Annotated in this window: 15 protein-coding genes; 7 read left to right on the forward strand and 8 right to left on the reverse strand. The window is 55.6% G+C overall.

What is annotated here, in order from left to right; translation table 11 throughout:
* Positions 1–20 precede the first annotated feature (20 nt).
* On the reverse strand, positions 21–911 hold the full coding sequence (locus R6U90_RS06990) for a M15 family metallopeptidase (protein ID WP_410351950.1): 891 nt from the start codon (positions 909–911) through the stop codon (positions 21–23).
* A gap of 148 nt (positions 912–1059) precedes the next feature.
* Between R6U90_RS06990 and R6U90_RS06995 the strand changes: the two genes are divergently transcribed.
* The gene (locus tag R6U90_RS06995; protein ID WP_410351951.1) at positions 1060–1455 is read left to right on the forward strand and encodes a hypothetical protein; all 396 of its coding nucleotides are present in this window, start codon (positions 1060–1062) and stop codon (positions 1453–1455) included.
* Between the two features lie 15 nt (positions 1456–1470).
* The gene (locus R6U90_RS07000) at positions 1471–2955 is read left to right on the forward strand and encodes a 2Fe-2S iron-sulfur cluster-binding protein (protein WP_410351952.1); all 1485 of its coding nucleotides are present in this window, start codon (positions 1471–1473) and stop codon (positions 2953–2955) included.
* Between the two features lie 35 nt (positions 2956–2990).
* On the opposite strand, the gene R6U90_RS07005 is transcribed toward R6U90_RS07000, so the two are convergent.
* Complete coding sequence (locus R6U90_RS07005) at positions 2991–3281, reverse strand: hypothetical protein (RefSeq protein ID WP_410351953.1); 291 nt, start codon at positions 3279–3281, stop codon at positions 2991–2993.
* A 186-nt stretch (positions 3282–3467) separates the two neighbouring features.
* Between R6U90_RS07005 and R6U90_RS07010 the strand changes: the two genes are divergently transcribed.
* Complete coding sequence (locus tag R6U90_RS07010; RefSeq protein ID WP_410351954.1) at positions 3468–4457, forward strand: YbhN family protein; 990 nt, start codon at positions 3468–3470, stop codon at positions 4455–4457.
* On the opposite strand, the gene R6U90_RS07015 is transcribed toward R6U90_RS07010, so the two are convergent.
* Positions 4411–5328 (reverse strand): AEC family transporter, encoded by a 918-nt coding sequence (locus R6U90_RS07015; protein ID WP_410351955.1) that lies wholly within the window; start codon positions 5326–5328, stop codon positions 4411–4413. The genes R6U90_RS07010 and R6U90_RS07015 overlap by 47 nt on opposite strands.
* Positions 5329–5435: 107 nt before the next feature.
* Between R6U90_RS07015 and gloA the strand changes: the two genes are divergently transcribed.
* On the forward strand, positions 5436–5822 hold the full coding sequence (gloA, locus tag R6U90_RS07020; RefSeq protein WP_410351956.1) for a lactoylglutathione lyase: 387 nt from the start codon (positions 5436–5438) through the stop codon (positions 5820–5822).
* An 81-nt stretch (positions 5823–5903) separates the two neighbouring features.
* Here the strand turns inward: gloA and R6U90_RS07025 are convergent, their stop codons facing one another.
* From R6U90_RS07025 to ilvD, 3 genes are read right to left on the reverse strand one after another with little or no spacing between them, the layout of a single operon-like run.
* Positions 5904–6266: a nucleotide pyrophosphohydrolase gene (locus R6U90_RS07025; RefSeq protein ID WP_410351957.1), complete on the reverse strand. Its 363-nt coding sequence runs from the start codon at positions 6264–6266 to the stop codon at positions 5904–5906.
* A gap of 7 nt (positions 6267–6273) precedes the next feature.
* Positions 6274–6492, reverse strand: coding sequence for a hypothetical protein (locus R6U90_RS07030; protein ID WP_410351958.1), 219 nt, complete (start codon positions 6490–6492; stop codon positions 6274–6276).
* 27 nt (positions 6493–6519) lie between these two features.
* Positions 6520–8199: a dihydroxy-acid dehydratase gene (gene ilvD / locus R6U90_RS07035; RefSeq protein WP_410351959.1), complete on the reverse strand. Its 1680-nt coding sequence runs from the start codon at positions 8197–8199 to the stop codon at positions 6520–6522.
* A gap of 269 nt (positions 8200–8468) precedes the next feature.
* On the opposite strand from ilvD, the gene R6U90_RS07040 reads away from it, so the two are divergent.
* The 3 genes from R6U90_RS07040 to R6U90_RS07050 all read left to right on the forward strand — a co-directional run bounded on the left by R6U90_RS07040 (position 8469) and on the right by R6U90_RS07050 (position 11097).
* Positions 8469–10460, forward strand: coding sequence for a transglycosylase SLT domain-containing protein (locus R6U90_RS07040; RefSeq protein ID WP_410351960.1), 1992 nt, complete (start codon positions 8469–8471; stop codon positions 10458–10460).
* A gap of 82 nt (positions 10461–10542) precedes the next feature.
* Entirely contained in the window at positions 10543–10680 is a 138-nt protein-coding gene (locus R6U90_RS07045) for a hypothetical protein (protein ID WP_410351961.1), read from the forward strand.
* A 276-nt stretch (positions 10681–10956) separates the two neighbouring features.
* Positions 10957–11097, forward strand: coding sequence for a hypothetical protein (locus R6U90_RS07050; protein ID WP_410351962.1), 141 nt, complete (start codon positions 10957–10959; stop codon positions 11095–11097).
* 112 nt (positions 11098–11209) lie between these two features.
* On the opposite strand, the gene R6U90_RS07055 is transcribed toward R6U90_RS07050, so the two are convergent.
* Together R6U90_RS07055 and R6U90_RS07060 are read right to left on the reverse strand one after the other, a co-directional pair.
* On the reverse strand, positions 11210–11653 hold the full coding sequence (locus R6U90_RS07055; protein ID WP_410351963.1) for an Rsd/AlgQ family anti-sigma factor: 444 nt from the start codon (positions 11651–11653) through the stop codon (positions 11210–11212).
* Positions 11654–11740: 87 nt separating this feature from the next.
* Entirely contained in the window at positions 11741–12469 is a 729-nt protein-coding gene (locus R6U90_RS07060) for a M48 family metallopeptidase (RefSeq protein ID WP_410351964.1), read from the reverse strand.
* Between the last annotated feature and the right edge of the window lie 90 nt (positions 12470–12559).

Consider the following 12559-nt stretch of genomic DNA (forward strand, 5'->3'; position numbering starts at 1 on the left):
CAGCCCAAATGGAGATCAGCTCAGATGACTTTGATATGCCAGGGTTCGTATCGAACTCCCAGCGTATTCCCGTCGGTATAACGGATATCGACATATCCCAGCTGAACCAGCCGCTGAAAAACATCGGTATTGGCAAATTCAGCCGTGAAATTGGCATAACCCATATTGCGCTTGCCGACATCGAAATCGCCGATGCCATGAAAGGAGTAACCGGGCGGCGCCAGGGAATGCGATGCCAGAGCCAGATCTCCCTCCGTCTCAACCGCTTTTGCCAGAAACAGGTAGAGTTGCTTGACAACACCGCGTATTCCGGAGGTCAATACCAGATCGTCGCCCACATCTTTTTTCAGGCGACGATACAAATGCAGCGATTCATCTCGATACAGGTAATTTCCGGTATACGGTACCTTGACCGTGACGTTATCCCTGATGCTTTCATTCAGACGTGAAATGACTTTCTCTCCCATGAAGCCGTATTGACGCGCGTCTGTCTCGAAGATCCGCTCGAAGAAGTCAAGTTGCGCTGTGCTGAACTTGCCTATTGAAGGATAGTTCCGCGCATAGCGCAGCATCTGATCAAAGCCAATCAAGGCAAAATTACCATGTCCCACCAGCTGCTGGACTTTTTCAAGATGCGCCACGCTTTGTTTCAGCAATGACATCTGCCCGGCATCAAGCTGGACATCTGTCGCTTTGACCGGCGCCGGTTTGACTGCCCGTTCCAGTTGATCGCGTATCGCCTCATCATCCAGACCCGCCAGCGGGTTGCTGTAACTAAATACCTCATTCCGGGTTTCCGCTACCCCGGCAGGTCCCGCCTGGCTGGATGGTTGATAGGCAGTGCGACATCCTGCCAGGATCAAACCGGTTGCCGAGAGGACAGAAAGGAATTTACGTCGATACAGATTCATGGTCTTATGGTTAAACTCATAGTCTCAATGACAGGCATTGTCGCCGGCAAACACCCCGGGCAGACGTGACCGGGACCAGAGATACCCAATATAATGTTCTTTTAGCGACTACAGAACCGGTTTTTTTAATATTTCAGAGTCACAACCCATGAATGAGGCATCTGACAGGCTCCGTGAGCTGCGCCAACAGCTGGGGCAACAGGGTCATCGTTATCTGGCGCTTTCTCCGATCGACCTGCCGCGGGTCCGGCTCCGTTTCCCTGGTCAGTTCAAAGGTCAGGAAATTATCTGGGATGCCGATATACGGACCCTGCACTATGAATATGAGCAGGCCCGGGCAGAAAGCCGCGACACTACCAAAGGATTTCGTCAGTATATTGATATTTGCCCGGCACAGGGTGAACGTGTTCCGATTATCGTCGCATTAAATGTGCCACAATTTGATGAACCGGCAATACTCAAAACCCTCATCATGATCCATAATTACAAAAGGCTCCGGTTGGGTCGCCATGAATTCGGTCCACCGGTGTATTTTTCCGACTAAACAGGCGGCTGTAAGATGGATCGACTGCTGACAGTTTCTCGCGCGGCCCGCCTGGTCGGTGTCTCACGCGGCACATTGCAAAAACAGATTCAGGACGGTGACCTGCCCAGTTTTGAGGGCATGGTCCGACTGGACGATCTGAACCAGGCCTATCCCAACGTCGAAGTGGAAGACAACACCATGCTCGAGAAGATCGAGCATATCATCGACAATGCCCTGCACCGCGCCCGGGGCGACAAGCTGCGCAAATTACTCACTCCCGATCTGGGAACACTGGCCGCCCGCGTCTCCCAACTGAGCAAGGAACTGGCAGCCGCCCGTTACACCTCGGAACGACTGCAGCTATTATTGGAAGAAACCCGACAGCGTCTGGATGAACTCCAGCAACAGCCGGCACCACAGCACGAACTGCAACAATTGACCCGTTGGCTGGACAGCTCTCTGGCCGAAGCTGCCGCAACTCCGAATCCCGCCCAGCTATTGACGCAGGATACCCTGCTGCGAGTCATTCTTGCCCAGGTCCATATCATGCCCAGCGGACATGAGTTTTTTGTCGAAGGGAACAACTCCATTCTGGACGCCGCGCTCAGCGCAGGGGTTGCACTCAATTACGGCTGCAGTAACGGTAACTGTGGCAAATGCAAGGCCCGTTTGATTTCCGGTGAGGTACGTAAAATCCGTGACCATGAGTACCGACTCGGCGAAGCTGAGCAGAACCAGGGTTATCTGCTGGCCTGCTCCAACACCGCCGTTACCGACATTGTCCTGGCCGCCGAAGAGGCGCTCGATGAAGAAGATATCGAGACACAGACAGTCCCAGCCTATATTAAAAAGATCACCCACATATCCGATGATCTGGCAATCCTGCATCTGAATACAGTACGCCGCCAGCGTCTGCGTTTTCTTTCAGGCCAGAAAGCCCGTCTGAGCAATGAGGCTGGAGAAGCAAGCCGTTATCACATCGCCAGTTGTCCGTGTGATGATCGCAGCCTGCAGTTTCACGTCAGCCGCGATGATACGCCTTTCTCCGGCTATGTTTTTCATCATGCCAAACCCTATGACGCGATTGAGATTACCGGACCGCAAGGTCATTTTGTATTACGCCGTGAACTCGACAAACCACTGCTCTTCTTTGCCGTCGATAGCGGCTTCGCCCCGGTCAAAAGCCTGATCGAACATGCCCTGACATTGGAACTGGCCGATCACGTGCATCTTTACTGGATTGCTACTGGTAACCGCTCTCATTACCAGCATAATATCTGTCGCGCCTGGACGGATGCATTTGATCATTTCCACTATACTGCCTGGTCACTCAACGACGCCGGGAACCAGGACCTGTGGCAGGAACAACTGAAGAAAATCGATATGGACTATCCGGATTTATCCGAATATGCGATCTATTTCTGTGGCTCTAAAGAGCTGACTGAAACCGCGCGGCAGCATTTCATCGCACACGGTCTGCCAAAGAAGAGGATGTTTACTGAAGAATTCCCGAAATAGGGAATAGAGAACATGAAAACCCGGGGTAAGCCGGGTTATTCTGAATTCTTGAGCCAGGTCTGCAAGGCGTCAATGATCTTCTGTGCCTGATCCCGACTGGAAATATTGAACTTGGATTTTTGCTGATACTGACCGTTACGTTTCTGGTAACGACGGATGGTAAACTTGTCGGGACCAAACTCACCGGTTTTACGATCCATATCCTGGTAACGGAAAATAATGGTCGACCAGGCTCCCTTGGTCAAAATCACTTTATCCAGTTCCTTTGAGACCAGATTACCATCTTCATGATAGTTCACGGTCAATTCATCAATCTCTGCCGACATGGCGGGTTCCTCGTCTTTTCGTCTGCCGAATAATGGTCCTAGAATATCACAACATCCCCCCGGACGTTCCAGTGGTAACGACAAAAACCGATCCCGCTGGCCCTCATCCTGCACCCTGTTCTAGAATATCCCGGTTATCTGGCCTTTCCCCGGGAGCACACTCTGTTCACACTCAATCAACGTCGTTTGCGCTTGCTGGCAAGCTCGCTGGTTCTGGCCTCGGGAGTATATCTGAGCTTTGCCCTGATCGGCGGCCTGGCAACGTTGGGACATCTTATCAACCAGCTGGGAATCAGCGGCGTGGCGATCCTGCTGGTCTGCTCGTTGGCCAACTACCTGATACGCTTTGTACGCTGGAGTTTTTATCTTCATACTCTGGAACATCGACTGCCCGGCCTGCGACATCTGGGGTATTACCTGTCGGGCTTCGCCCTGACAACCACACCGGGCAAAGCGGGCGAAACCATTCGTTCCTTCTATTTGAAACGCCATGGCGTCGGCTATACCGACAGCCTGGCCTGTTTCTTTGTTGAACGTTTTCTCGATGTCGTCATCATCACCTTGCTGGCGACACTGATTTTCATCTCTCATCACGAATACCGGCTGTTTGTAGTTCTGGTACTGATTACCCTGCTGTTTCTGTTGCCCCTGCTGCAAAGCACTCTGCCATTGCGACTATGCCACTTTCTGGCTCGACAACTGGCTGGTTCACGTTTATCGATACTGCTCACGCATACCGCCACATTGTTGCAACAGGCACACCAGTTACTTTTACTGCGTCGACTCTATCCGGGACTGTTATTCGGGGCGCTGGCCTGGCTGGTTCAGGGAATGGCATTTTATTATCTGTTACAGGTCAGCGGATCCGGTCTGTCAGTCAATGTAGCACTGGGAATCTACGCCCTGAGCCTGCTGGCCGGTGCCCTCTCCTTTATTCCCGGTGGCATCGGTGCCACCGAAGGGATCATGGCTTTGTTATTACTGGCACACGGAGTCGAGCGTGAGATTGCCTTCAGCCTGCCTATCATTAACCGTATCACGACGTTGTGGTTTGCCGTTGCCGTGGGACTGCTTGCCAATGCTCTGCTTGCCTGGCGCGGCATTCCCGCGTGCGAAGCGAATAGCGGGGTTAAACCGGCAACCAGCCATACCACAGAGGCAGGGACAGCAGACTGAGCAGGGTGCTCACCGTTACGGCGGCGGCGTACACCGTGGTATCCAGGCCATAGCGATCGCAAATCACTACGCCTATCACCATGCTGGGCATGGCCGCCTCCAGCACCACCGGCGCCAGCAGGCGGGCATCAAGATTCAGCACGCCGGCGCCGGCCCACACTACCAGCGGCATAATGATTAACTGGCTGGTCACTACCACCAGCACCGATGGCAAACGTTGCCAGCGCAACACTTCCCAGCGCAAACTCATCCCCAGCACCAGCAACATCAAGGGAATCACACTCTCGCCCAGTAGCGACAGGGTATTCTGTAGCAGGGCGGGAACCGGAACCCCGCTCAGGTTCAACACCACGGCCAGCAAAGCTGCCCACAGGGGCGGAATGTGTAACAGGCGATGACCGATGGATTCCCGTGTCTCAACCTGCCCGAACTGCTGGGCCAGCAAAATTCCCAGCGTGAACAGTAGCGGTGTCGAGGCGAACAGATCGTACTGGATGGCAATACTGGCGGACCATTCACCAAACACCGAGGTCAGTACCGGCAAGCCGAGATAGTTGGCATTGGGGAAAGCCGCAGCCAGCATGACCGCGCCGATGACCGGACGCGGCATCCGGCAACCGCGACAGACCAGCCACGCGAATAACAGACCGACAAGGATACCCAGCGCGGCCAGTACACTGATTTTAATCGAGGAGAGTCCCAATGGCGCCTGCCACAAAATAGACAGAATCAGCGCAGGCAACAGCAGATTATAAACCAGTCCGGTAATAACCTGGCGCGCCTTGTCCCCATCCACCCCGCCGGGGGCCAAATAGCGCCACAACGCGCCACAGGCGATGATAACCATCATTGAGAACAGGATATTAAGCATGCGTTTGCGTCACCTTTAAATGGAGCAGCATCGCCGTCGCGACAGTCTGACACAGGCTAACAGGCTCCATGTTATACTTTTTTGAAAGTTTGTTGAGGAGAGACTGCATGCGAATTTTGCATACCATGTTGCGCGTCGGAGACCTGCAGCGTTCGATCGATTTCTACACCAGGGTACTGGGGATGAAACTGCTGCGGCAAAAAGATTACCCCGAAGGCGAGTTTACCCTGGCCTTTGTCGGTTACCAGCCCGAGTCCGAAGGTGCAGTAATCGAACTGACTTATAACTGGGATACAGACAAATACGAGGCGGGTAATGGTTATGGTCACATTGCCCTGGAAGTGGACGATGTCTACCAGGCCACCGATAACGTCCGTCAGCGCGGTGGCAAGATCCTGCGCGACGCCGGCCCCATGAACGCCGGCACCACCATCATCGCCTTCGTCGAAGATCCGGATGGCTATCCGATCGAATTGATCGGTAAGAAAAGCTGAACTGAATAACTCTCGCAAAGGCGCCAGGGCGCAGAGATCGCTTTTTATTTCCATGCGCCTCAGCGCGGGATCCACAAAATACTATTTCGTTTTGTATTCGGTATATTTCTTGTAGCTGCCACGCACCTGTTCGGCGGGATACTTGTCGGCGTTGATTTTCATTTTCTGCTGCACAGCGTCCAGCAGGTCGATATCCAGCCGTTCGGCCAGGCGTAGCAGATAGACCAGTATGTCGGCCATCTCGTAGGCCACTTCCTGATGTTTTTCCGGCGGCAGATTTTCACTCTCGGATTGCTTGAGCCACTGGAAGTGTTCCACCAGTTCGGCAGCTTCGACGATCAACGCCATGGCCAGATTTTTGGGCGAATGAAACTGCTCCCAGTCGCGTTCCTCGGCAAACGCTTTGAGCTGCAGTTTGAGTTGCTGTAAGTCGGTATCACTCATCTGCAACTCAGGTGCCGGCATGGCGCTGGGACACACTCAGCATATCGCGATGCAGTTCCATGCAATACCAGTCACCAATGGCGATGATCTGGCGATGGCCGTCGAGATACTCCAGCAACAACGCCGACAGGTATTCATGGCGATAGACTGCCAGCCGCACTCGCAGCAATTCCCCCTCGCGAGTGGTATACCAGTTGCCTACAACCGGATATTCAGTCAATGACATATTATTTATCCTTTGCTGCGCGGTTGCTCACTCATCGGTAACACAACCGTGTGAGGCATCCTTGACAGTCTTGACATACTTGAACAGGGTGCCGCGCTTCGCGATATAGGGCGGCATCACCCAGCTCTTTCGCCGGCGTTCCATCTCTTCGTCGCTGACATCCACATCCAGGCGACGGCTCTCGGCATCAATGGTGATTACATCGCCGTTTTCAATCAATCCGAGCGGGCCGCCTTCCTGCGCTTCCGGCACCACATGGCCGATGATAAAGCCATGTGAACCACCGGAAAAACGACCGTCAGTGATTAGCGCCACATCGCCACCCAGCCCGGCGCCCATGATGGCCGAGGTCGGGGTCAGCATTTCCGGCATGCCCGGCCCCCCCTTGGGACCTTCGTAACGGATGACCACCACGTCTCCTTTCTGGATCTCGTTGTTCTCCAGCCCGGCCAGCATCGACTCTTCGCGATCATAGACCCGGGCCGGACCGGAAAAGTGCAGGCCTTCCTTGCCGGTGATCTTGGCCACCGAACCGCCCGGCGCCAGGTTACCCTTGAGGATCTGGATATGCCCGGTCTGCTTGATCGGTTTGTCCAGCGGCATGAATACCTCCTGACCGTCCTTGAGACCAGGAAGATCAGCCAGGTTCTCGGCCATCGACTTGCCGGTCACGGTCAGACAGTCGCCGTGGAGCAGTTCGTGTTCAAGCAGGTATTTCATCACTGCTGGCGTGCCGCCGACATTATGTAAATCTTCCATCACATATTTGCCACTGGGTTTGAGGTCGGCCAGAAAAGGCACCTTGTCGCTGATGGTCTGAAAATCATCAATCGTCAGCGGCACATCCACCGCACGAGCCATGGCGAGCAAATGCAGCACCGCATTGGTCGAGCCGCCCAGCGCCATCACCATCACGACAGCGTTCTCGAACGCCTTGCGGGTCATAATGTCACGCGGTTTGATATCCTGTTCCAGCAAATGTCGGATCGTGTGACCAGCCTGCAGGCATTCATCCAGCTTGGCCGGATCTACTGCCGGGATCGACGAGCTATAAGGCAGACTCATGCCCAGTGCCTCGATAGCCGAGGCCATGGTGTTGGCGGTATACATCCCGCCGCAGGAGCCCGGCCCCGGACAGGCATGCTCAACGACCTTTTCGCGTTCCTGCTCCTCAATGCGACCGCTGATGAATTCACCATAGCTCTGGAACGCTGAAACAATATCCAGCGTCTTGTCATGCCAGTGACCCGGCTTGATGGTACCGCCATAGACCATCAGCGACGGTCGATTGATTCGCCCCATGGCGATCAGCACGCCGGGCATATTCTTGTCGCAACCGGGCAGGGAAATGTTCGCGTCATACCACTGGGCGCTCATCACCGTCTCAATCGAATCGGCAATGATGTCGCGCGATTGCAGCGAGTAACTCATGCCGTCGGTCCCCATCGAGATACCGTCCGATACGCCGATGGTGTTAAAACGCATACCGACCAGGCCGGCAGCCTGCACCCCTTCCTTGACCTTGGCAGCCAGATCGTTGAGGTGCATGTTGCAGGTATTGCCTTCCCACCAGACACTGGAGATACCCACTTCGGCCTTGTCCATGTCCTCACGGGTCAGACCGGTACCGTACAACATTGCCTGGGACGCGCCCTGGGATTTGGGCTGGGTAATACGTGAACTGTATTTATTCAACTTCTCTGACATGCATGGTCTCCTGAACCTGAACGCAAACCCGGCCACAACAGCACGGGAAATGCAGTATAAAACAATCTGTATGGCCGAGACGAGTCCGGCATAGTGATGGACCAGGTACACAAATCCGATAAAAAACCATCAATCCGGCGGGCCAGAAGTCGATATAAATCGGGAACAGATCGCCAACCGGGATAGCCAAACCATCAACAGTGCCATACACTTGGTTTACAAATACTTAGACTGAAAAGCTTGAAACAGGTTTAATAACAGAGACCCTCATGGCGCGCGCAACGAGAATTGGTCAAAGCCTTACCTTCCTGTTACTGGGGATGGGTCTGCTGGGCGGGACGCAGGCCCTGCCCGACGACGACTGGTTGCCGCAACGTTACCAGTTCCAGGAAGCGCTGCAAGCCCTGGAAGATGGAAACCGGGCCCGTTACCGGAATCTCGCCGACAAACTGCAGGACTATCCGCTCTATCCTTATCTCGAATATGGCGATCTGCGCCGCCGTCTGTCGGCCGCCAAACCGGAAGAAATCCGGGATTTCGTCCATCAATATGGCGACACTCCCATCGCCGGTCTGCTCCACCAGCGCTGGTTATACCGTCTGGCGCGCCACGGTCGCTGGCAACAGCTGGTAGACAATTACCAGATCACCAACGACAAAACTCTGCGTTGTCAGCACACCCGGGCACTTTATCAGGTCGGTCAGGCACAACGGGCCCATGCGGCAATGGCAAACCTCTGGCTGACCGGCCACTCGCTGCCTTCGGCCTGCGATCCGGCCATCGAGGCCTGGCGCAAGGCCGATCAGCTGAGCAATGATCTGGTCTGGCAGCGCATCCAGCTGGCGATCGGCGCCGGGCAGATACGCCTGGCGCTGTTCCTGGCCGATTATCTCCCCGAGTCGGAGCGCTTCTGGGTCAATATCTGGTCGAAGATTCGCCGCAATCCGGAGTATTTACGCGAAGTGACCAATCACTTTAACGATGCCGAGCAGCCTGTCCTGCGCTGGATTACAGTCTATGGCCTGCGCCGACTGGCCGGTCGCGACCCGGTCCGGGCCGCCCGCTACTGGGAAGAACTCAAACCGGATTATCGCTTCAGTGATCAGGAACAGGAACGCATCGAACGCCAACTGTCGCTGGCGCTGGTGCGCAGCGACGATCCACAGGCGCCGCAATGGCTGGCTCGTCTCAAACTGGGCAACGAAGACACCGAAGTTAAAACTGCCCATATTCTCTCGGCCCTGCAGGATCGAGACTGGTCAGCGGCGCTCGACTGGCTCAATCAGTTATCGCCCACCGCGGCCCATTCGCCGCGCTGGCGCTACTGGCGGGCCCGTTCGCTGGAGGAGCTGGGTCGTACCTCGGAAGCCCGTTCCCTGTATCAGCTGAGCGCCGGGGATCGTAGTTATTACGGCTTTATGGCCGCCGATCGAGGCGGGATTCCCTATCATTTTGACCACCGTCCATTGCTCTTCGGCCAGGACGATCTGCATGCCCTGCATGATATCCCGGCCCTGCAGCGGGCGGCCGAACTCTACACTCTTGGCCGGGTGGCCGACGCCCGTCGCGAATGGAATCATCTGCTGCTCCGACTGAACGAGGACCAGCTGCTGCGGGCCGCCAAACTGGCCGAGGAATGGGGTTGGCACGATCGGGTCATCATGACTCTGGCCCGGGCCCGTTACTGGGATGATCTGGAAATGCGGTTTCCGCTCGCGCATCAGCAGACCGTTCTGAACCAGGCCCGCGATCAGCAGATCGATCCGGCCTGGGCCTTTGCGGTCATTCGCCAGGAAAGCGCCTTTACCCACGACGCCCGCTCTCATGCCGGCGCCCTGGGTCTGATGCAACTGTTACCGCGCACCGCCCGCAGTGTCGCCCGCGCCCTGCGCATGCCGATGCGCGGCCAGCGAGACATTCTGGATGTGAATAACAACATCACGCTGGGGGTTCGTTATCTACGCAAGGTCAAGGATCGCTTCCACGGCCATCCGGTCCTGGCCACTGCCGCCTATAACGCCGGCGGGCGTAACGTCCGTCGCTGGCTGCCGGAAGGGCAGATACAACCGGCCGATCTCTGGATCGAATCGGTTCCCTTCGGCGAGACCCGCAAATACCTGCAGCGGGTACTCACCTATACCGTCATCTATGAACAGCGCCTGGGCCGCCAGCCGGTGCCGATGCTCGAGCGAATGCCGCCCATTTCCGATAACCCCGATGTGACACTCTCCAAAACAGTCCCGGCCAGGCGCGATTCCTGATCCGGTAACCGATCACACTTTTGCCTTCAAGCCGCTGGCAGCGACGCCGATAGGTTCTGGAGGAGAACACAAGGGGAATACCATGTTCGAGACGATTTTGCTGCTGGGCCTGGTCGCCCTGCTCACCTTCCGGCTGGGCTACTACATCGGTCACCAGATTGGTCGTACCGAGCACCTGCGCAATCACCTCGCCGAGATCCGTAACATCCCCCGAGAGTAAACTGCCGCCCCGACACGCGCCTATCGGGCCTCTCCCAAAAAGAAAATAACTCATATAATTCATTGAGTTATTACTAACTCTTGATATTATTTCTAAATACAGGTATATCTTGATTGTCTGCCGGTCTGGGCGATTCGAGCGGGCACAGGGCATTTCCCTGGATCGGCCCCGGACATCGGCCTCCCCCAGATAATATCAATAACTTATAACACATACTTGATATTCTACATTAAGCATGTAAACTATCTCTATGATAAGTAGCTGGGAGGACAGACTATGCACGAAGACACTATCCCGCTGTACGAGGTTGAAGAGCTGAGCCTGGAAGAAGCCATCCTGGCACTGGCTTCGGATCAGGAAAAACAACAAACGATCTACACCCGGGCCTCCGAACGGCTGCTTGGGCTGGTGGCCTGAACCACCTGTCACGTTTTACCCCTTGGGACAGGGATGTCCCAGCCTATTACGTAAAAGACCGATAGGCCACCGGCCTATCGGTCTTTTGCTTTTCACTCTGCCTGGAACTGAATCAGCGCAACGACATGGCGCGAATGATCTGGTCCTCGTACTGAATCCGCTCGGCCAGAGCCTCACCCAGCACAGTCAGATCCCGATCCAGACTGGCCAGATCGCCGCTACGCTCCTCGGACTCGTATTTTTCGTTGAACTTGAGAATCAGCCGGGTGGTTTCAGCAATCCGGGGGTAATACTGCCCGGCCAGATCGCGTACCGTGGTACGGCGCTCCTGATCGGATTCAATATAGGAATAGAGCTGGAAGTGGGCACTGGCGGAGTAATCAACCAGTGACTCGCAAAACTCCTGCAATACCATTTGCAAATCGGTTTCCGGCCTGAACGGCCGCATCCCGATCAACGAGCTGAACAGGGCGAGGGTTTCGGTGCGCGTCTCCAGCAGGGTATGGAACTTGTTGCACACCGTTTGACGGCGTTCTTCGAGTTGTTCAACGTTCACCGTTTAAGCCTCATCCATGCAAATGTGTCAGTTAATATGCCCGTTGCCAGTGCCCGGTTCAAGCGTGAATTGGACCACTTCGGCATCTCAGGCACCCGGTCGCGCCCACAGGGGGACCTGTTCTACCGCCGCGCGCAACGCCTGATCCCGCTGGCGATAATCGGGCAACACTTTTTCTACCTGTTGCCAGTAGCGTGACGAGTGGTTCGGCTCGCGCAGATGACACAGCTCGTGTACCAGCAGGTATTCCACCAGCGGCGGCGGCAGAAACAGCAAATTGCGATTGAGATTAATGCGACCGCTGGCCGAGCAGCTGCCCCAGCGGGTTTTCTGGGCCCGCACGGTCACTCCCGTGCAGATCAACCCGAGCCGTTCGGCGAGGTCCTGTAGCCAGGGCGAGAGAATCTGTTTGGCCTGATGCTGCAACCAGCCCTGCAAGGCCTCGCGCGCTGCCGCCTCCTGGTCCCCGGCGCGCAGCTGTATACGGCGTGGGTTTTGTACTTCGCGCCAGCGTCGCTGTCCCGACAACACCCCGTATTCAACGGCCCAGTCTTGCTCAATGGCCTCCAGGTAAACAGTTTGCGGATACAAACCGAGCGATCCGGGCAGTTGCGCCAGGCGTGTTTCCAGCTCCGCCAGCCGGGCGCAGACCCAGTCCTGATGCTGGCTCACCAGTAGCTGAATATCGCGCTCGGCCAGCGGCCGCGGCAAGACCACGACCACTTCGCCGTGCGCCTCGACGCTGATTCTGGCACGCCGGGCGCGGCGGTTGACCCGCACCCGGTAAGTAAACGGCATGGTTGCCGGTTCTGTCATCAATTCTCAATCCCCATGATTTTAACGTCATTGTACGCCATTGAATCGGTTATAATTGACCCTCATACACGGTTTTCCATTTTCTGCGGA

The sequence above is a fragment of the Thiohalophilus sp. genome (assembly GCF_046483665.1).
Lineage (GTDB): Bacteria > Pseudomonadota > Gammaproteobacteria > UBA6429 > Thiohalophilaceae > Thiohalophilus.

What these genes read in the sequence shown, in the direction of transcription:
- R6U90_RS07030 (WP_410351958.1), bottom strand. Translation starts at nt 6,492, where the DNA reads ATGTCATTGACTGAATATCCGGTTGTAGGCAACTGGTATACCACTCGC.
- R6U90_RS07050 (WP_410351962.1), top strand. Translation starts at nt 10,957, where the DNA reads ATGCACGAAGACACTATCCCGCTGTACGAGGTTGAAGAGCTGAGCCTG.
- ilvD (WP_410351959.1), bottom strand. Translation starts at nt 8,199, where the DNA reads ATGTCAGAGAAGTTGAATAAATACAGTTCACGTATTACCCAGCCCAAA.
- R6U90_RS06995 (WP_410351951.1), top strand. Translation starts at nt 1,060, where the DNA reads ATGAATGAGGCATCTGACAGGCTCCGTGAGCTGCGCCAACAGCTGGGG.
- R6U90_RS07005 (WP_410351953.1), bottom strand. Translation starts at nt 3,281, where the DNA reads ATGTCGGCAGAGATTGATGAATTGACCGTGAACTATCATGAAGATGGT.
- R6U90_RS07015 (WP_410351955.1), bottom strand. Translation starts at nt 5,328, where the DNA reads ATGCTTAATATCCTGTTCTCAATGATGGTTATCATCGCCTGTGGCGCG.
- R6U90_RS07000 (WP_410351952.1), top strand. Translation starts at nt 1,471, where the DNA reads ATGGATCGACTGCTGACAGTTTCTCGCGCGGCCCGCCTGGTCGGTGTC.
- R6U90_RS07060 (WP_410351964.1), bottom strand. Translation starts at nt 12,469, where the DNA reads ATGACAGAACCGGCAACCATGCCGTTTACTTACCGGGTGCGGGTCAAC.
- R6U90_RS06990 (WP_410351950.1), bottom strand. Translation starts at nt 911, where the DNA reads ATGAATCTGTATCGACGTAAATTCCTTTCTGTCCTCTCGGCAACCGGT.
- R6U90_RS07040 (WP_410351960.1), top strand. Translation starts at nt 8,469, where the DNA reads ATGGCGCGCGCAACGAGAATTGGTCAAAGCCTTACCTTCCTGTTACTG.
- gloA (WP_410351956.1), top strand. Translation starts at nt 5,436, where the DNA reads ATGCGAATTTTGCATACCATGTTGCGCGTCGGAGACCTGCAGCGTTCG.
- R6U90_RS07025 (WP_410351957.1), bottom strand. Translation starts at nt 6,266, where the DNA reads ATGAGTGATACCGACTTACAGCAACTCAAACTGCAGCTCAAAGCGTTT.
- R6U90_RS07045 (WP_410351961.1), top strand. Translation starts at nt 10,543, where the DNA reads ATGTTCGAGACGATTTTGCTGCTGGGCCTGGTCGCCCTGCTCACCTTC.